The organism is Rhodococcus sp. BH5 (assembly GCF_027583855.1).
Lineage (GTDB): Bacteria > Actinomycetota > Actinomycetes > Mycobacteriales > Mycobacteriaceae > Rhodococcus_F > Rhodococcus_F qingshengii.
Genome location: NZ_JAJHVW010000018.1, coordinates 1 through 16436 on the forward strand (window position 1 = coordinate 1; position 16436 = coordinate 16436).

At 56.4% G+C, this 16436-nt stretch carries 25 protein-coding genes; 24 read left to right on the top strand and 1 reads right to left on the bottom strand.

Annotated features, from left to right (window positions below; translation table 11 throughout):
• Positions 1-45 precede the first annotated feature (45 nt).
• The gene (locus RhoBH5_RS32750; RefSeq protein ID WP_442972477.1) at positions 46-1425 is read left to right on the top strand and encodes a recombinase family protein; all 1380 of its coding nucleotides are present in this window, start codon (positions 46-48) and stop codon (positions 1423-1425) included.
• 305 nt (positions 1426-1730) lie between these two features.
• Here RhoBH5_RS32750 and RhoBH5_RS28750 read toward each other — a convergent pair whose 3' ends face one another.
• A complete protein-coding gene (locus RhoBH5_RS28750) occupies positions 1731-1967 on the bottom strand; it encodes a helix-turn-helix domain-containing protein (protein ID WP_270009107.1) in 237 nt (78 codons plus the stop codon).
• A gap of 111 nt (positions 1968-2078) precedes the next feature.
• On the opposite strand from RhoBH5_RS28750, the gene RhoBH5_RS32755 reads away from it, so the two are divergent.
• The 23 genes from RhoBH5_RS32755 to RhoBH5_RS28855 all read left to right on the top strand — a co-directional run bounded on the left by RhoBH5_RS32755 (position 2079) and on the right by RhoBH5_RS28855 (position 16433).
• On the top strand, positions 2079-2306 hold the full coding sequence (locus tag RhoBH5_RS32755) for a helix-turn-helix domain-containing protein (RefSeq protein ID WP_442972478.1): 228 nt from the start codon (positions 2079-2081) through the stop codon (positions 2304-2306).
• Between the two features lie 1295 nt (positions 2307-3601).
• Positions 3602-4102 carry a hypothetical protein gene (locus tag RhoBH5_RS28755; RefSeq protein WP_270009108.1) on the top strand — a complete coding sequence of 167 codons (501 nt, stop codon included), beginning with the start codon at positions 3602-3604 and terminating at the stop codon, positions 4100-4102.
• Between the two features lie 292 nt (positions 4103-4394).
• A complete protein-coding gene (locus tag RhoBH5_RS28760; RefSeq protein WP_270009109.1) occupies positions 4395-5174 on the top strand; it encodes a hypothetical protein in 780 nt (259 codons plus the stop codon).
• 108 nt (positions 5175-5282) lie between these two features.
• Complete coding sequence (locus tag RhoBH5_RS28765) at positions 5283-5759, top strand: hypothetical protein (RefSeq protein ID WP_270009110.1); 477 nt, start codon at positions 5283-5285, stop codon at positions 5757-5759.
• Entirely contained in the window at positions 5759-6130 is a 372-nt protein-coding gene (locus RhoBH5_RS28770) for a hypothetical protein (protein WP_270009111.1), read from the top strand. The genes RhoBH5_RS28765 and RhoBH5_RS28770 overlap by 1 nt, the downstream gene beginning before the upstream one ends.
• Complete coding sequence (locus RhoBH5_RS28775) at positions 6127-6300, top strand: hypothetical protein (RefSeq protein WP_270009112.1); 174 nt, start codon at positions 6127-6129, stop codon at positions 6298-6300. The genes RhoBH5_RS28770 and RhoBH5_RS28775 overlap by 4 nt, the downstream gene beginning before the upstream one ends.
• Before the next feature lie 348 nt (positions 6301-6648).
• Positions 6649-7548 (top strand): hypothetical protein, encoded by a 900-nt coding sequence (locus RhoBH5_RS28780; protein WP_270009113.1) that lies wholly within the window; start codon positions 6649-6651, stop codon positions 7546-7548.
• Entirely contained in the window at positions 7548-8093 is a 546-nt protein-coding gene (locus RhoBH5_RS28785; RefSeq protein ID WP_270009114.1) for a hypothetical protein, read from the top strand. The genes RhoBH5_RS28780 and RhoBH5_RS28785 overlap by 1 nt, the downstream gene beginning before the upstream one ends.
• Positions 8093-8299, top strand: a complete 207-nt coding sequence (locus RhoBH5_RS28790; protein WP_270009115.1) for a hypothetical protein — start codon at positions 8093-8095, stop codon at positions 8297-8299. Before RhoBH5_RS28785 ends, RhoBH5_RS28790 begins: the two co-directional genes overlap by 1 nt.
• Complete coding sequence (locus RhoBH5_RS28795) at positions 8296-8685, top strand: hypothetical protein (protein WP_270009116.1); 390 nt, start codon at positions 8296-8298, stop codon at positions 8683-8685. The genes RhoBH5_RS28790 and RhoBH5_RS28795 overlap by 4 nt, the downstream gene beginning before the upstream one ends.
• Positions 8685-9230, top strand: coding sequence for a hypothetical protein (locus RhoBH5_RS28800; RefSeq protein ID WP_270009117.1), 546 nt, complete (start codon positions 8685-8687; stop codon positions 9228-9230). Before RhoBH5_RS28795 ends, RhoBH5_RS28800 begins: the two co-directional genes overlap by 1 nt.
• Before the next feature lie 192 nt (positions 9231-9422).
• Positions 9423-9824 carry a hypothetical protein gene (locus RhoBH5_RS28805; protein ID WP_270009118.1) on the top strand — a complete coding sequence of 134 codons (402 nt, stop codon included), beginning with the start codon at positions 9423-9425 and terminating at the stop codon, positions 9822-9824.
• Positions 9821-10159: a hypothetical protein gene (locus tag RhoBH5_RS28810; protein ID WP_270009119.1), complete on the top strand. Its 339-nt coding sequence runs from the start codon at positions 9821-9823 to the stop codon at positions 10157-10159. Before RhoBH5_RS28805 ends, RhoBH5_RS28810 begins: the two co-directional genes overlap by 4 nt.
• A complete protein-coding gene (locus RhoBH5_RS28815; protein ID WP_270009120.1) occupies positions 10156-10470 on the top strand; it encodes a hypothetical protein in 315 nt (104 codons plus the stop codon). Before RhoBH5_RS28810 ends, RhoBH5_RS28815 begins: the two co-directional genes overlap by 4 nt.
• Entirely contained in the window at positions 10467-10718 is a 252-nt protein-coding gene (locus RhoBH5_RS32760) for a WhiB family transcriptional regulator (RefSeq protein WP_442972479.1), read from the top strand. The genes RhoBH5_RS28815 and RhoBH5_RS32760 overlap by 4 nt, the downstream gene beginning before the upstream one ends.
• An 809-nt stretch (positions 10719-11527) precedes the next feature.
• Positions 11528-12217, top strand: coding sequence for a hypothetical protein (locus tag RhoBH5_RS28820; protein ID WP_270009121.1), 690 nt, complete (start codon positions 11528-11530; stop codon positions 12215-12217).
• A 6-nt stretch (positions 12218-12223) separates the two neighbouring features.
• Positions 12224-13537: an AAA family ATPase gene (locus RhoBH5_RS28825; RefSeq protein WP_270009122.1), complete on the top strand. Its 1314-nt coding sequence runs from the start codon at positions 12224-12226 to the stop codon at positions 13535-13537.
• A 10-nt stretch (positions 13538-13547) separates the two neighbouring features.
• Positions 13548-13931: a nucleoside triphosphate pyrophosphohydrolase family protein gene (locus tag RhoBH5_RS28830; RefSeq protein ID WP_270009123.1), complete on the top strand. Its 384-nt coding sequence runs from the start codon at positions 13548-13550 to the stop codon at positions 13929-13931.
• Between the two features lie 57 nt (positions 13932-13988).
• Positions 13989-14387: a single-stranded DNA-binding protein gene (locus RhoBH5_RS28835; RefSeq protein WP_270009124.1), complete on the top strand. Its 399-nt coding sequence runs from the start codon at positions 13989-13991 to the stop codon at positions 14385-14387.
• Between the two features lie 78 nt (positions 14388-14465).
• On the top strand, positions 14466-14768 hold the full coding sequence (locus RhoBH5_RS28840; protein ID WP_270009125.1) for a hypothetical protein: 303 nt from the start codon (positions 14466-14468) through the stop codon (positions 14766-14768).
• Positions 14765-15292 (top strand): hypothetical protein, encoded by a 528-nt coding sequence (locus tag RhoBH5_RS28845; protein WP_270009126.1) that lies wholly within the window; start codon positions 14765-14767, stop codon positions 15290-15292. The genes RhoBH5_RS28840 and RhoBH5_RS28845 overlap by 4 nt, the downstream gene beginning before the upstream one ends.
• On the top strand, positions 15289-15438 hold the full coding sequence (locus RhoBH5_RS28850) for a hypothetical protein (RefSeq protein ID WP_270009127.1): 150 nt from the start codon (positions 15289-15291) through the stop codon (positions 15436-15438). Before RhoBH5_RS28845 ends, RhoBH5_RS28850 begins: the two co-directional genes overlap by 4 nt.
• A gap of 545 nt (positions 15439-15983) precedes the next feature.
• The gene (locus RhoBH5_RS28855) at positions 15984-16433 is read left to right on the top strand and encodes an endonuclease VII domain-containing protein (protein WP_270009128.1); all 450 of its coding nucleotides are present in this window, start codon (positions 15984-15986) and stop codon (positions 16431-16433) included.
• Positions 16434-16436: the final 3 nt, after the last annotated feature.

Sequence of the window (16436 nt, forward strand, 5' to 3'; positions counted from 1 at the left end):
ATGAACCAGTACAACAGTCACTGTACATGACGTACTGTTGGCGCCATGCGAGCTTTCATCTACTGCCGAATTTCCGCCGACCGTGAAGGTGCTGGTCTCGGTGTTGAGCGGCAACGAAAAGACTGCGAACAGTTAGCGGAAACACTCGGTTGGACTATCGCCGGAACATTCACCGATAACGACTTGTCTGCGTATTCGGGTAAGCCTCGACCGGCTTACAACGAGATGTTGGAGTCAGTTGAGGCGGGTCAAGCTGGCGCGATCATTGCATGGCATACAGACAGGTTGCATCGTTCTCCCGCAGAGTTGGAGACTTTCATTTCTTTGTGTGATCGGGCGAGTGTTGTTGTTCGTACTGTGCAGGCTGGGGAGCTGGATTTGTCTACGCCGGCGGGGCAGATGACGGCTCGGATTGTTGGTGCGGTTGCGCGGCATGAGATTGATCATGCGCGTAAGAGGATGGTGGCGGCTCATGCTCAGGCGGCGGAGAAGGGCCGTGCGCACGGGAAGATTCCGTTTGGGTATGCGGCTGTCCGGGATGATTCTGGGGCGATTGTTTCTCGTGTGCCTGATCCGGCTGAGGCGGGGTTGGTGAGGGAGGCTGTGGCTCGCATTTTGGGGGGTGAGGCTACGCGTGCGGTGACTCAGGATTGGGCGGGTCGGGGGGTGTTGACTCGGTCGGGTGGTGTGTGGAATCCGCGGTCTTTGCGTGAGATGTTGATGCGGCCGACGTTGGCTGGTTTGCGGGCTCATCGTGGTTCGGTGTCTCGGGGGGAGTGGGAGCCGATTATTTCTGAGGGTGAGCATGTGCGGTTGGTGGCGTTGTATTCGGATCCTTTGCGTCGTACGAATCGGGGGACGGGTGTTCGGCATTTGATGTCGGGGATTGCGTTGTGTGGTTTGTGTGGGTCGGGGGTTCAGCGGTTGAAGTCGGGTGGGTATCCGGCGTATGCGTGTGCGGGTTGTACGCGGGTGTCTAGGTCGGTGCGGCTGGTTGATGATCTGGTCGGGCGTGCTGTGGTTAGGCGTTGCAATTTGCCCGACGCGCAGCGAGCTTTCGATCCGGCGCCACCTGATGCCGAAAAGTTCGAGAGCGAGTTGAGGGACTTGCAGCTACGCCTGGCGACTGCCGCGGACATGCTTGCCGATGGAGACATGGATCGAGCTGGGTACCTTCGGGTGCGGGATCGTGTGTCGCCACGGATTTCGGAACTGAAGAAGCTCGCCCAACCGAATGAGTCGGATGGGTCGCTGGCAAGAATGATCCGAAGCCCTGACAAGGAGGAGTACTGGAACAGTCCAGGTCTTCCGGTCAGTGAGAAGCGCACGATCATCAGGGAGCTTCTTGATGGTGTAATCATCTTGCCTGCGAAGGCGGTCGCTGCTCGCGATCAGTGCCTATGGTGGGTGTGGAGGAGTGCCTGACGACGGGATCTAGGTCCCTTTAATCTTCAATTACGTGCGGTTGTCGGCCCGATGGTGTACCAATTAGGACAGAAATATTCGAACATCAGTTCGAACACTTGATCGAACGGTAGGTGGTACCCATGCCAACACGGGATCCTCTCAGGGCCGCACTCGCCACAGACAGCAAATCAGGCCTGCACGTCATCGCTCGGATGTTGTGCAGGCCTGCGGCTGAGGTAGAGCTGAAACTGGATGGAGCGTTGCCATTCACATTGTCGGAGATAATCGTCTTAGCTGATCATCTAGGGATGGATTGGAAGACGCTACTCGCCAATCGCGGCGAGAGCGCGGTCCACTAGTTCCGCAAGATCTTCCTTGAGCGCTCCGCAGATTGCGGCCATCTGGCTAATGTCTGCGGGGCGTTCTCCGTTTTCGATGCGCTGCAAGGTGCGCACACCAACTCCGCTGAGTTCGGAGAGCTTGTCACGGCTGTATCCCGCACGGGCACGGGCACCGCGCACCTCAGCGCCAAGCGCTTCATTGAGTTTCTGGATGTCCATGTGGTCATTGTAGGCCACATTTCGGCCCGAATGGAAACCTGTTCCGGAAATGTGACGTAATCGGCCCGGAGGGGTTGACAATCGGCCCATATGGGCCGTAAAGTCGTTCGCATGGTCCAAGTCGCCGAGTTCACGGCATCCACAGTTCGAAGCTCGTACAAGCGTAGTGGGTATTCCATCGCATCACTTGCGGATGAGACTGGTATTCCTTTTACGACATTACAGCGAAGATGCTCAGGTAAGACACCGTTTAGGGTGCATGAGCTGGTTCTGGTTTCATCCGCGTTAGGTGTTCCCGTTCGAGATTTGGTGTCGATTCCCAGTTCGGAGGCAGCATGACTACTGACGAGTGGCTCGATTTGGTTGTTTCCGAGGCCCCCCCTCTTACGGAGGAGCAGATAATTGTCCTTCGTAGGGCGTTCTCGTGTGTTGTTAATCCTGTTCGTTGAGTGTTGGAAGTCCCGAATGGTTTGAGCGAGTTCGATTCTCGCACGGGACGCGCAGACCGCAGTTGCGGGATTGCAAAATCTGAGTTTCTTCTGACCGTCTCTGGCGGTTTCTTAAGCGATGGTTCTTCACCTGCTGTCGCTGCATGTTCCTTTACAACTCCACAGTGATGCGTGACGCCGGCTTTGGCCCCTCTGTCGCGGTTGTCTGAACCTCCCCTGTTGACGTGTCCGGGGCCTGTGCCTTGTGCCGGGTTTGAGGGTGGTGATTGCAGGTCTGGGTTTGCTGGTGGTGTGCGCATTGTTTGACGTGAAATACGGGACTGTGTTTGTCCTACACCAGCTTTCGGGTTGAGGTAACGGCGTTGAACGAAATTCTTTTGAGAGGTGGCCCGATCCTTTTCGTGGGGGCTTGGCTGGTTCGATTCCAGCGTTGGGCGCGTAAGTGTTTGTCTGTCAACAATTTTGGAGGTTGTGTGAAGGTCATTCAGTCTGGTGAGGAATTTGGGGTTCTTCTGCCGAACGGAAAAGTATTCGAGGAGGATTTTCCGTATGCCTCGGAGGATGCCGCTAGGAATGCTTTCCGGAATGTAGAGGAGGTGGCTTCGAAGATTGGTGTTGAGGTTGGCGCTTTGCGGGTCGCTCGGCGTAGTCGGGAGTTGTCTGTTTCGAATTGGGTTCCCGTGGAGGTTTGGGAATCGATGTTGAAGCCGGATTGAGTTTGGTTGTCCTGATGGCATACATGCCCGGTTCGAGTCCGGGGAGGACACTTGGGGTGAGCCAACTGTGGAACGATTACCATTTGAAAATCGCTCACCCTCCATTCTTCCCCCATGTGCCACCGAGGGATCGGCACCCAGATGCGCAGCGCATGTGGGGGATTCAATCTTGACCAGCCAAGAGGAGTTCGAAACCCAAAGGACTGGCGCTGGTCATGGCCGTGATGGCATACACCTTGGTTCGAGTCCAGGGGCGGCACAAGGCAACAACCAGATCCCGTACGATCCCCGAGTCCACCTCGTTGTTGCCCTCATCTTCCAGCAGTAGCCACTCGACATACAGCACCCGTCACCGCCTCGCTGCTGCTGGATTCAACTTCCCCACATGCCATGGAACGGTCGGCCCCCAACAGTAGGTCGCGTGTGGGGACTCAGCATCAAAACCCAACCAACAGAAAGAAAACGAATCATGACAACCACCGCGCACCTCATCCGAGAAGCTATAGCCGACACCAAACTCGCAGACCCACGCGAAATCGCAGCCATCGTCGCGGACCGCACACCAGAAGATGAAGTGCGCGGGTTCTACGCAAAAATGCTTGTGCAGGAGGTTCGAGGGTTTCTTTCCGCTGAGCGCCGGAATGTGTTCTCGCAGGCGAAGGACGAACCGACGGTTGGCAAGTCGGGCATGAAGGCTTTGAGCGGGGCACGGACTCGTGCGACTGTGGCGCGTGATTGGTGGGCCGAGTTCACGGCCACCAAAGTGCATGTTGGCGATCAGGTGTGGAAAGAGCTGGGAGATTGCACCTTTGCTGATCTGCGTACCTTGCATGATGAACGGGCCTCGCATGCTGATCGGGTGTTGCAAGAGGCGCATAGGTTCGATGAGCTGTCGAAACTTATGGAGGATACCGGCGTTGAGTCGGTGCGCGGTTTGGACGCCGCGAAGGTTCAGGCTGTGTTTGCGTGATCGGATTGCCTCATCCGTTGGGTGGGGTTTTCTGGACACGCGAGCCACACCACCGGCGCCACCCATGCTGAATTCGCTTGTTGTGTCCACCACCCACCCAGAAGCCAGAACTGGATCTGAACACATCTTTCAGTCGCTTCTGGGGTTCTATCTTCCCCACATGCCATGACGGGCTCGACACCCAGTTGGCGTCCGCGTGTGGGGACTTAAACCATCCTTGCAGCCAAGAACGCGTCGTAAACCAATTTTGTGGCGCTGCAGGGACATCAACACCAACGAAGGAGAACACAAAATGAACCTCAACGATCCCATGCTCGGAATGCTCGCGACCACAGTAGACGACCTCGAAGCGCTCAAAACTGCCTCCGAGAACAGGCTGCGACAGCTCACCCGAGTAGGCCTCGACAAAGACGGCGAAGAACGCGGATTCGGCCTGGACGACAACCATCCCAGCGTCAAGACCCAACGAATCGTCCTTGAGAACATCACCATCGCTCATGACAAGTCAGTGCTGAATCTGACTCGCGCAATGAAAGCTCATCCTCTTGGCCCGTGGGTCAAGTCGCAGAAAGGATTAGGCGAGAAAACAGTTGCGCGTCTGCTTGCTTCGATTGGCGACCCGTACTGGATGGTCCGCCACGAGAAGCAAGGCGACAATCTTGTTGTTATCGAAGATCGTCCTCGAACGGTTTCGGAACTGTGGGCGTACTGCGGACTAGACCCGCGTAACGGTTCCGCCCGCAAACGAACCAAGGGCGAACTCGCCAACTGGAAGGGCGAGGCCAAGATGCGCTGCTGGAATGTTGTGCAGCCCATCATCAAATGCGCTGACTCGCCGTACCGGAAGATGTACGACGAACTCAAAGAGTCGATGCAAGGTGCGGTGTACAGCGAGGCCTATGAGGGTCGGATGTTCAAGAACAAGCCGATTGAGGTTGGTCAGCCATTGTCTAAGGGGCACATCGAGGCGCGGGTGCAGCGTCGGCTGATGAAAGAGATTTTGAAGGATCTGTGGGTTGAGTCGAAGCGCCTGCATGATTTGGCTGATGCCGAGATTTTGGTGGCCGCGTGAACGTCTGAGCCTATCGGCCTGATTCATCACTGTGACAAAAAGCTGGCCCGGTAGATGCTCGAACATCTCCGGGCCGAAGAAACATCCCCACACAAGGAGTTGATTCCAATGACAGATATTACCTTATCGCAAGACCACTTCGACCACTACCAGGCTTCTTCGCGGGCGTTGGTGATGTTGGTCAATGAGAATGCTGAGTTGCGTTGCGAGGTTGAGCGTTTGCGTGAGCAGTTGGATGTGGAGCGTTGGGATTCGTTCAATGCTGTGTTGAGTTGTGGTGTTGATGAGCGTGATGTTGATCGGACGTTTGAGGGTTTGTCGGAGCATGGGGTGCGTCAGCCTCGGGTGATTCAGTTCGGTGAGCGGATTCCGGCTGATGTGCTGATTGTTAGGCCCGACAATGCGACTGACTTCGATCAGTTCGCTGTCCGTGTTTCTGACAGCGGATGGCGCTACGCCGAGACGCTTGATGAAGCGCACGAGGTTCTCGGCACAGTCCGCCGAGGGTGGAGTCGATTCCAACCGGATGAGTACCCGCTGACTGAAGTCATCACCGAAACCACCACCACCGCAAAGGCATCCTAATGAAAAACAAGTCCCTCAAAGACGACGAACTCATCCACGAGTACAACCACTTCCGATCTTTCGGCTACACCAACCACGAGATCGCCGCGAAACTGCACTACACGAAGCTGGATGTGATGGTGAAGCGTTTGAATCGGCTTGGTGTTTCCACTGATTCGGCGTATCAGGCTCGTGCTCGTGTGGTGGTGGATCGCCTGATTGATTCGGGTGTGCCTTTCACGGTCGAGATGTTGCCTACGTTGGCGGATCCGCCGTTGGGGTTTTCGTTGATTAGTTCTGCGCATGCTGAGGGTCGTGTGGTGAAGTCGGGTCGGCGTTCTTCTCGGCGTTCGCATTCGGGTGCTATTGCTTGGCAGGGGGTGGCGGCATGACTCCTGAACAGAAGGCTGACAAATTCCTCGCCGACCACGGATGGACCGACCCCGAAACCGATCCCGAAAAGATCCGCGGCGTCTGCGCAGGCACCCCAGCAGATATAGATGCGCTGCTGCACGGCCCCGACTGGTTGCGTACGCGTGTTGGCCGGCGGTGTTTGGTGTGACCGGCGTTAAGCCTGATCGCCCGGATGGGGTGGATGTTGGTTTAGCTGCGGTACTAATCGCCGGCGCTTTCGCTTATCTGCGAGTTAAGGGGTGGATGTGAGCACTCCAGTGTCGATGGGTGAGTTGCGGGTGGTGGTGGCGGTGTGTGTCACGTATTTGGTGTTTTGGTCGCAGATCGTTTTCTGAGAGTTGGTGGTTGAGTTGATTAAGCCTGAACCTAAGGTGCCGTGTGACGTGTTTTTGAAGAGGTTTGTGCGTGGTTCTCGGTGGGAGATTGATTGCGCTTTGTGGGGTGGGCATGAGGGTCCGCATGTGACTGCTGCGGGTGCCGAGTTTCAGGGGCCGAAGTGACGGCGAAAGTTACTTTGGGGGCGACGATCCCCACCACGCAGTACGGGAATTTGCAGCCGTCTTTCGAGATGGAGGGTGCGACTGTTGATGCTGCGCTTGATGCTGCGGTGTTGACGATGCAGCGGTTTTGGAATTTGGTGTCTGATAAGCAGTTGACGTTGCGTGAGGTGCGTGAGGTTGTTGCGTCTACTGCTGTTGAGTTGACGTGTTGGGCGTCTGGTTCGAGGGTGTTGTTTGATCCTGTGGCGCATAGGTATTCGCCGGGGGAGTGGTTGTCGGGTAGTGCGTTCGCTGGCCGGTTCACGTCGGATTTTCCTGCTGATTTGATTGCGGGGAAGATGGCGGCTAAGGCTGGTGATGTTGAGCCGGCAGACATTTTGGCGATGTGGGCTTTGAATGCTGAGGTGTCGTCGACTTTCGGTACTGCTGTGCATGCGGCGTTGCAGTTGTATGGGACGTATTTGGTTACGTCGCAGTCAGTGAAGGGGTCGAATGAGTCTGCGTTGACGAAGAATCCGATTTTGCGTCCGATTGTGGAGTCGTTCTTCGTTGGGCGTGAGGATGAGCGGGCTGTGTATGAGGTGTTTGTTGCTGATCCGGTGTTGAGGCATTGCGGGCAGATTGACCGCCTGTTGATTACTGGCCCCAGGTCGGTCAGGGTCCAGGATTTCAAAAGCAATGCGACGCTGGACGATAAGGAAACGATCGGCCTGCCGTTCCGGGGTGTGGTCGCTTCTACGAAGCTCGGCGCGTATTGGCTTCAGCTTTCGTTCTATGCGGCGATTCTCATTCGCCACGGCTGGACGGTTGAGGGTTTGGACATTTTCCATTTGCAGGGTGATGGCTCGTGGGTCACTCATTCGCATGACGTTGTCGATATCAGTGAGGTGATCTGATGAACCAGTTTGATGCCAGAAAGATCATGGGACTGCTCGCAGGCCCAACCATGGACGCGTGTGTCAGGCGGGTTGCCGATGAACGCGGATACGCAAACGACGTGGAGATGAATTACATGCTTGGGCGCAGCGGGTTTCCGATGAACGGCCGAGAAATCGTGGAAGCGGTTCAGAGGTTGGCTGGCGATCTTGGAGTGCCTGTCGATGTTTCTGATCTTTCGGTTGCGTTGATGGATGCGGAGAGGGTGCGTGAGGCTGCTGCGGAGGCGAAGCGCAAGGAGCGTGAGCAGGTTGCGGCCGAGCGGGAAGAGCGGAAGGAGCGGGTTGCGAAGTTGAATCATGCGTTGCTTGCGCCTGTTTCTGGATATATGGAAGAGGCGGAGTGGGGGTGGAATGCGATGCGCAGGTTTTCGCCGAATCTGGATGGCGTGTCGTCGTTCTCGGAGTTGGGGCCGGGTTCGAAGTTTAGGTACGCGGTGTTTGCTTCGGGCGTTTTCGGTACGCCTTATGACGGGCCACGGCCGGATTTCCAAAAGGTGATCTGATGGATAACCGTGTGAGCTTGGATCGGGTTGAAGTTGATGGTGTGACAGTGGAAGTTTCGACCATCCAACTCAACGGCGCGTTCGAAACAATGCTGTTCGTCGACGGTAAAAGCGTTTGGGGTGAACGCCACTCGTCCAGGAGTGATGCGGTTCATGGGCATGATGCGATTGTGTTGGATCCTGAGTTTGGGAGGTGGCCGTCATGAGTTTCGATAAGTCGATGTTGGAGGCGAATGTGCGGGCGATTGCCGCGCAGTTCCCTGACCGGATTTACCAGCAGTCTAAGAAGGCTGGGAGTGGGCCGTCGTGCCTGTATGTGCGGGACGGTAAGCCTGATTGCTTGATTGCGCAGGGCGCGTTCATGGCTGGCATGGACATTGACACGTTGCTGGAGTTCGATGCAATTGAAGATCGGATGACCGAGGACCCTGATGCGGAGTATATGGACTCCGGCGCCGAGTATGCCTTCAAGCCATTCGGATTCACCGAAGTCGAGCTGGATTGGCTGGCGCGAGTGCAGCAGTTGCAGGATGACGGAGTCCCGTGGGGCAAGGCCGTTCGCATGGCAGACGAAGGAGAACTGATCCCCTAATGGCATACGCAAAGAACGACGACTACATCGAAGTACCAGAACGAATCGCAGAGTTCCGAACCAAATACCCCGAAGGCTCACTGCAGCCATGGAATCGGGACAAGCCATACGACATCGTCGACATCGGCGGCGTCCCACACATTGTGGTCGTGGCTGCCGCATACAGGTCCGCGGATGATCCGCTACCTGGTGTTGGCATGGCGCAGGAAGTGTTTCCTGGCAAGACTCCGTACACGAAGGGGTCTGAGTTGATGAATGCTGAGACTTCTGCTTGGGGTCGGGCGATTGTTGCGGCTTTGGCTGCAGATACGAAGCGTGGCATTGCGTCTGCGGAGGAGGTTCGTAATCGTCAGGCGGAGCGTGATGTTCCTGCGGATCCTGTTGCGGTGAAGCGTGCAGAGGTGTTGGAGGCTTTGAATGCGAAGCGGCCGGCGCGTGAGTTGGTTGAGGTTCAGATGAAGTCTTTGGGGGCTTCGGGTTCTGTGTCTGAGTGTGGGTCGTTGGAGGTTTTGGGGCGGATGTTGGAGTGGGTGAATGAACTGTGAGCGAGTTGGACTACTGCTGGTCGCATGGCCCCCGAATTGGGGATGAGGGTAAGCCTGTTTGCTTCCGCCGATCTGGGCACAAAGGTCAGCATCGCTCCCATCAGGGCTCCGGGTTCCGGGCAACCTGGGGGGAGCCGCTGATGCAGGTTCATCCAATGGATCGCGATGAGTTTTGGACTCCGGGAGGTATCGATGAGTGATGAGATTCCGGTGACACCCCTATACGAACAGCTCGACCAATCAACCCCCGAATACATCAATGCCCGCATCATGTTCCTGGAGCAACAGTTTCAAGCAAACCCTGAGCGGTTGGAGTCAGCTCGGCGGCGTGTGTCGGAGGGTAAGGCTGCGTTGCGTAGGGCTGTGGCGGAGGCGACTTTGCGGGTTGATGGTAGGTCTGCGGATTTGCGTGCTGCTCAGGTTGATTCGGATGCGGGTGTTGAGGCTGCGAGGGCTGAGTGTGAGTTGGCTGAGGTGTTGTTTGCGGCGTTGAGGGATGCGGTGCATGAGGGGTCGAAGGAGTTGAATGCGTTGCAGACTCGGTCGGCGAATTTGCGTGCGGAGATCAATATGTCGGGGAAGGGGAGACCATGAACAGTCGATACCTACAGAAGCAACGAGATCACCTGCGGAAGATCGATGACTCCAGAAGTTCCGTTCGCTTCCTTCGCTCCTTGCTGATTGGCTCAGCCTTGCTGTTGGCAGGAGCAGGGGTAGCTTGGTTCTTTTTGATCAGGATGGGGTTCAATTCGATCGGCAATTGGGACGCAGGTGGTGTGGTGATGATTCTGGGGACAGGCCTTGTCTTCCTCACTGCGGCTTCCGGTATGGCGACATTTTTCATTGGCGATGAGTTGATCGATGCTCGCTCAACGTTGCTTCGAGCTGAGCGTGGCTACGAAGACTTCTGCATGGAGGAATCAGCATGAGCGCATTGGACCAAGAACAACTCGAACGAATCCGGGCCACCTTCCCCGACCACCCCGGGATCCGAACTCTGCTCAGCCACATCCAAACTCAGCAGGACCGCATCGACACATTGGACGAGCGCAACGCAAACCTCTCCAAAGCTTACCGAGTCACCTGCAACCTCTACGAACAACAATCCATACCCCTCAACAACATTCGCGTCCTCGCACGCAAACACCCCCTCCACGAAGGCCAACCACTCCCAGAAGAACACGCCAAATTCATTACAGGCGTCCACTACTGGGCATCAGAAACACCAGGGCCTCAATGACATCCAACTGGCAACACAAAGCCAAATGCGCACAACCAGAACAATCACCCGAAGCTTGGGAAGTTCACAACCTGCCAACTGAAAACCGAAACGAAGCAGCCCGCAAACTATGTGCGGGCTGCCCTGTTTTGCAGCAGTGCGCGGCAGACGCCATCAAGCCAATCAACATGACCTCACTTTTAGGCACCTTTGAAGCCCCTGATCTGATTTATGTGTCGGGGGTGGTGCGGGCAGGAGTCCCCACATGAACGCCCTCCAACAGCTCGCTGCGATCGCAGGAATCGAACCAGAACCCAACCTGGACGGCACATGCGGAAACTGCGGAAGAGACCTTTACCGGCAGAGAACACCGCCCGACCAACGCCCGCCCGGATCGGTAGAACGCGCAGGCCCATTCGCATGCCGGGCCTGCCACCAAGCGAAACTCCGAAAAACCGGCCCAATGTCACGCAGGCACAACCATTCTGGTGTCTGCATTGGATGCCGCAAGGTCCTCAGATACAAGGGTGAGCCTGTCGCATCTGGAGAGCGCAGGCGGCACGCGAAAGATCGATGCTCAACCTGCTACCGGAAAAACATGGCCGCTGAGGTTATCGGGCGGAGTGTGTTTCTCAATTGCACGGTGTGCTTGCGCGAGTTCGGTTCTCGCGGCATCTACGGCGGCACCGTGTCGTTGGGTACGAAGTCGACTGGCGTGTGCACTACGTGTCGCGACCGGAATGTACAGAGGAGGCGGCGTGGCGAGCAGGAAAACGGGGCCGGATAAAAGAACAGTCCAACTCCTCCACGATCGCGCCGGCGGACTCTGCGAAATATGTGGCTTCGCGGAAGCGCAACAAATCCACCACCGCCAACCAAGAGGAATGGGCGGAACCCGCGACTTATCAACAAACGCGTGTTCAAACCTGTGTTTTTTATGCCACCTGTGCCATGGGCGGATAGAAAGCTACCGATCTAAAGCAATTGCTGACGGGCATATTGTTTCCAAGTTTTGTGTGTCTGCGGAAACCCCTTTTCTTTATCGGGGGACATTGCGGATCCTCGATGATGAAGGAGGTTGGATGAATTGGTCTGGTTCAACGTAGACGATCAACTAGCCGATCACCCCAAAGCTCTCACAGCTGGGAACGCTGCCCTCGGACTGTGGGTCAGATGCGGATCTTGGTCGTCTCGGCAACTTTCTGACGGATTTTTGCCAGAAAATTTAGCAAAATCTTTCGGAAAACCGTCCGAGATCAAGGCTCTTTTGAATGCAGGGTTGTGGCACAAAGTGGAGGGCGGTTACACCTTCCATGAATGGCCCCAATACCAGCGCTCAGCTGCGGAAATAAAGGCTAAGCGTGAAGCGGAGAGGGTGCGGAAGGCGGCGCAGCGTGGAGCGGGTGTCCCAGTGGGACAACCAGTGGGACTCCCACCCGGAAGTGATTGGTCCAATACCAATACCCATACCAAAGAAGTAAAAGATACGTCCAAGCGGGCCGTGGACAGCGCCGAGTTCAACCGCTTCTGGGAGGTCTACCCGAAGCGTGAACAGAAAGGGCAGGCAAGGACCGCATTCGCGAAAGCGTTAAAGCTGGTTGATGTTGAAACAATCATTGAAGGCGCCGAACGATATCGGGATAGTCCGAAGCGGAATCCTAATTACACCAGGAACGCTTCGACTTGGCTTAATGGCGAGGGCTGGGCTGATGAAGTAACACCATCCTCTAAGCCTGTTCCTGCTGGGGAGCGATTGTGGGAGGAATGATTTTGAGTGAATGAAGTTGAGTATGACCGTGAAGTGGCTTGGGATCGGCTACTTGAGCAGTCTTTGTTGGGTGTGTGTATTTTGCATCCGGATTCTTCGGGTCAGGCTTTGCTTACGATGTCTCCTGATGATTGGTATCTTCCGGCGCATAAAGAGTTGGCTGCGGTCATTACTAAGATGTTGCGTACGGGGCAGTCGGTTGATGCTATTACGGTTGCTGGTCAGGTGCAGGCGCAGGGCTTGACTATCAATTGGGATCCGATGAAAGTGTTCTCTTTGACTGAGTTGCCTTTTAGGGCTGAGTCGGCGTCGGATATGGCTGATCGGTTGAGGGAATTGTCTGGGCGCCGGAAGCTTTCTGATGCGTGTGTTCAGACGTTGGAGCGGATGCGGTCGTTATCGGATTTTGATGGTGCTGCGGATGTTCGTGCGGCGACTTCGAGGTTGCGGCAGGCGTGTGATTCTGCGGAGGAAACGGCGACTGATCGCGCTACTCCGTTGCCGCGTGGGATGGGGGACTTCCTTTCCGCCCCCTCAGAGGCCCGCCAGTGGCTTGTTCCGGGTTTGTTGGAACGGATGGACCGGACGGTAATTACTGGCGCTGAGGGTGGCGGTAAGAGCGTGTTGTGTTCTCAGATCGCTGCTTGCCTCGCCGGCGGTGTTCACCCGTTCGGCGGGAATGTGATGGGTGACGGTAGTCATGCGGTGCGGGTTCTCGTTATTGATTGCGAAAACTCGGACGATCAATCGCGGCGCAGATATTCGTGGGTTATTGATCGGGTTAAAACATTGCGGGAGCGTGATGGGTTTAAGCCGGTTGATTGGAATGAGCAAATGTGCATTGACACTAAACCGGCGGGAATTGATTTGCTTTCGGGTAAACACATTTCTTGGTTGGAGCATGCGGTTAGTGAGCTTGCGCCGGATCTGCTGGTTTTGGGGCCGTTGTACAAGTTGCATCATCGGGATCCGTCTGAGGAGTCGTCGGCGCGTGAGGTTGCTTGGGCGATTGATGGGTTGAGGGAGCGGTATGGGTTCGCTCTGCTGACTGAGGCGCATGCGGGTAACAGCAATGACTTGCAGGGGCAGCGGGTGATGCGGCCGATCGGTTCGTCGTTGTGGCGTCGGTGGCCTGAGTTTGGGTTTGGGATTCGGCGGGCGAAGGACGATCCGAATAAGGCGCGGGCTGAGGTTGTGGATGTTGTGTCGTGGCGTGGTTCGCGTGAGGAGCGGGCGTGGCCGACGAAGTTGTCTCATGGGCAGACGTTGCCGTGGGTTCCTGATGCTGAGTATTACGACTCGATGAATAACTATGTGTAGGAGTGGTTTTGTGAGCGTGTTTGATGATGTGCGGGAGTTCAACGAGGCGTGTGGTGTTCCGCTGCGGTCAACCCCAGGAGACATCCCCGACGACGAGCTTGACTTGGCGTTGGATCTGATTGGCGAGGAAATCAACGAGCTGGACGATTCGATCTCGCTGGATCTGCCGCTGTCGGAGACTGCTGATGCGATCGTGGATTCCATTTATGTGCTGATTGGTTTGGGTTTGCGGATGGGGATCCCGTTGCAGGCTGTGTGGGATGAGGTGCAGCGGTCGAATATGGCGAAGGTGGTTGATGGGGTGGTGGTTCGTGATCCTGAATCCAACAAGGTGTTGAAGCCTGCTGGGTGGCGCGCTCCTGATGTTGCCGGCGTGTTGAAGGCAGCTTCATAGGCACGTCGATAGTCCCCAAACTTTCTGTTACACAACCCTTAATGAAAGAAGAAACACATGGCACTCGCAACAACCACCGGCCGCGGCTTCATCATCAGCGACCTCGACTTCAAATTCCTCCCCTCAGGCCAAGCAGTAGTCAACTTCCCCGTCGCCTTCAACCGCTCAAAGAAGAACGAGCAGACCGGCGAATGGGACCGCACCCACGAAATCGTGTACCGGGCAGCAGCGTTTGGGGCGCTCGCCGAGTTCATCCAAAACAACTACGCCGCGAAGACTGAGATCGATTTGACGTTTGAGGCGTTTCAGCGGAAGTACACGACGAAGGAGGGGGAGGAGCGGGTGTCGTTGGATGCGATTGTGACTCAGGTTGCGGCGCCGTTTAAGCGTGATGGTGGGGGCGGTCAGTCGAGTGCTCCTCGGACGCGGGCTGTGGCGAATGAGGGCGGTTACTGATCGTCTGATCTGTTCTGTTTCTAGGGGCGCATCTGTTGGTTGGGTGCGCCCCTTCTCGTACCCGAAAGCAGGCACAACATGTCAGACAAGACTGAACTACTCCGCCGCGGCGCCAAACAACTCCTGAGCGACCACCCAGGAGTGACCTTCGAAGAACTCCGAGGATTCGTCGCGGAATGGATGCGCGCCGAAGCGATCATGCTCGACGCCACGAAACCAGCGATCGACCTCCTCAACCACAGTTTCGAATCCAAAACCGGCATCCGAAGCTACCTGAAATTGAGGATCGGAGACGACGGCGAGATCGAGCTGCGAACCGATACCACCACACACGCCGAAGTTATTGCGCGAGCATCCATCGGCAACCTGGAGGACGAATGAGTAATACAGCCCTACACATTGGTGAACCCGCCGGCAACTGGCCCGGAAACGCCCAACTCTACCTACTCTCCCAACCCCACCACGAACACCACCGGGTCATCGTCTGGACCATCCAAGTACCAGACCCCAAAGACCCCGACGCCGCCAAAACGGAAACCCTCATCAGCGGCGAAGACGGATACGCCATCCACGGCACCTTCAACCAAGACCATCGAACAGCATTGCGAGGCATCGGGTATGAACTGGTTTCAGCGGGCAGCGACACGATTGTTGGCCTGGTTCGCGCCTATCACTTAGCCGCTGGTGGTTCAGCACCCTCCGAACAGGGCTTCCCGTCGTGGGAGCAGGAAACGTTGAATGTGGCGGCGGTTGATGAGTCGGTTGCGGCGTATCGGGTTGCTGTTGCTAACGGCGATTTTGATGGTGTTGGTGCGGGTTTGGCGCGGATTGTGGTGGATGCGGTGCGTGCTGCGTTGACGTACGGGTTGTCGTTGGATGTGTTGGTTCGCAAGCAGGTCGCATGAGCGAAAGGCTTGCTGCGGCTCAAAGAAAAGCTGACCTCGCACTGATGGCCGATGTGCCATTGGAACAGAAGGTCATCTACCTCGCAATCGCGGTTGACCACCTCGTCGGCGAGATCATGAAACTACGGGCGGGACTTAACAGATGACGTTAGTTGATGGTTTGTGTGTTCGTTCTGAACTGCCGCCGGAATGGTGCTGGCATTGCAGGGGTTTGCCTGATGATCCGTTTGACGGCGCGGGGGAGGAATCGGATGCCTGATATTCGTGAGTTCGATGAGATGTGGCCGAAGTTCGCTACTGCCTATTTCGGGTTCCCTGATCCTGCGTGTGCTTCGACGTATGCGAGGGATCCTGGCGAGGTCTGGAACCTGCACTGTGTTCCGAGCGGTAACTGCAATTGGAGACGCGAAACGCCACTGCGCCGGGATGGTTGGGCAGATCCAGGAGCAGACCCAGCCGCAGACTGGAACAAACCCGAAGCAGACCCCACAAACCCCGACTACTACAAATTCCCCAACGGCGCAGAAACCATCGACATCACCGAATGGCTAAGCGGATGCGGCGCACAAGCAGTCCAATACCTTGTGCGAGCCACACGCACAGACGGCAAAGTCAAAGGTGATCCCATCGAAGACCTCACGAAGACACTGTGGTTTGTGAGGCGGGAGATTGATCGGCTGACGGCGCAATCATGAAGCGCTGTGTCGACTGCACCGCTGAGAAAATAACCACCAACCGGCCAATCGCTATAGACAAACGAACCGGCAAACCAGTGCCGGGGCCGCGCTGCACGAGCCACCACCGCGCCAAACGCACAGCAACCAGAGCCAGAAACCACGCACGCTACGTCCAAAACACCTACAAACTGCCGCCAGGAATGTACCCCGCAATCCTGGCGGCACAAGGTGGACGTTGCTTCATCTGCCAGCGAGCGTCAGGTAAAGCGCGGATGCTCGCCGTAGATCACGACCACGGTTGCTGCCCTGGCGGGGAATCGTGCGGCAAATGTGTTCGGAGCCTTCTGTGTTCGCCGTGCAATCAGCTGTTGGGGCATTTGCGGGATGACGTGGAGGCGTTGCGTCGGGCGGTTGTGGTGATTCGGGATAGGCCCGCTCAGGCGGTTATTAATTCATTGAACTAGGAG

Coding starts and splice junctions, on each gene's coding strand:
- RhoBH5_RS28850 (WP_270009127.1), top strand. CDS start 15,289: ATGAGCGAAAGGCTTGCTGCGGCTCAAAGAAAAGCTGACCTCGCACTG.
- RhoBH5_RS32760 (WP_442972479.1), top strand. CDS start 10,467: ATGACATCCAACTGGCAACACAAAGCCAAATGCGCACAACCAGAACAA.
- RhoBH5_RS28785 (WP_270009114.1), top strand. CDS start 7,548: ATGAACCAGTTTGATGCCAGAAAGATCATGGGACTGCTCGCAGGCCCA.
- RhoBH5_RS28800 (WP_270009117.1), top strand. CDS start 8,685: ATGGCATACGCAAAGAACGACGACTACATCGAAGTACCAGAACGAATC.
- RhoBH5_RS28795 (WP_270009116.1), top strand. CDS start 8,296: ATGAGTTTCGATAAGTCGATGTTGGAGGCGAATGTGCGGGCGATTGCC.
- RhoBH5_RS28765 (WP_270009110.1), top strand. CDS start 5,283: ATGACAGATATTACCTTATCGCAAGACCACTTCGACCACTACCAGGCT.
- RhoBH5_RS28770 (WP_270009111.1), top strand. CDS start 5,759: ATGAAAAACAAGTCCCTCAAAGACGACGAACTCATCCACGAGTACAAC.
- RhoBH5_RS28835 (WP_270009124.1), top strand. CDS start 13,989: ATGGCACTCGCAACAACCACCGGCCGCGGCTTCATCATCAGCGACCTC.
- RhoBH5_RS28805 (WP_270009118.1), top strand. CDS start 9,423: ATGAGTGATGAGATTCCGGTGACACCCCTATACGAACAGCTCGACCAA.
- RhoBH5_RS28815 (WP_270009120.1), top strand. CDS start 10,156: ATGAGCGCATTGGACCAAGAACAACTCGAACGAATCCGGGCCACCTTC.
- RhoBH5_RS28845 (WP_270009126.1), top strand. CDS start 14,765: ATGAGTAATACAGCCCTACACATTGGTGAACCCGCCGGCAACTGGCCC.
- RhoBH5_RS28855 (WP_270009128.1), top strand. CDS start 15,984: ATGAAGCGCTGTGTCGACTGCACCGCTGAGAAAATAACCACCAACCGG.
- RhoBH5_RS28775 (WP_270009112.1), top strand. CDS start 6,127: ATGACTCCTGAACAGAAGGCTGACAAATTCCTCGCCGACCACGGATGG.
- RhoBH5_RS28790 (WP_270009115.1), top strand. CDS start 8,093: ATGGATAACCGTGTGAGCTTGGATCGGGTTGAAGTTGATGGTGTGACA.
- RhoBH5_RS28755 (WP_270009108.1), top strand. CDS start 3,602: ATGACAACCACCGCGCACCTCATCCGAGAAGCTATAGCCGACACCAAA.
- RhoBH5_RS28750 (WP_270009107.1), bottom strand. CDS start 1,967: ATGGACATCCAGAAACTCAATGAAGCGCTTGGCGCTGAGGTGCGCGGT.
- RhoBH5_RS32750 (WP_442972477.1), top strand. CDS start 46: ATGCGAGCTTTCATCTACTGCCGAATTTCCGCCGACCGTGAAGGTGCT.
- RhoBH5_RS32755 (WP_442972478.1), top strand. CDS start 2,079: ATGGTCCAAGTCGCCGAGTTCACGGCATCCACAGTTCGAAGCTCGTAC.
- RhoBH5_RS28840 (WP_270009125.1), top strand. CDS start 14,466: ATGTCAGACAAGACTGAACTACTCCGCCGCGGCGCCAAACAACTCCTG.
- RhoBH5_RS28760 (WP_270009109.1), top strand. CDS start 4,395: ATGAACCTCAACGATCCCATGCTCGGAATGCTCGCGACCACAGTAGAC.
- RhoBH5_RS28810 (WP_270009119.1), top strand. CDS start 9,821: ATGAACAGTCGATACCTACAGAAGCAACGAGATCACCTGCGGAAGATC.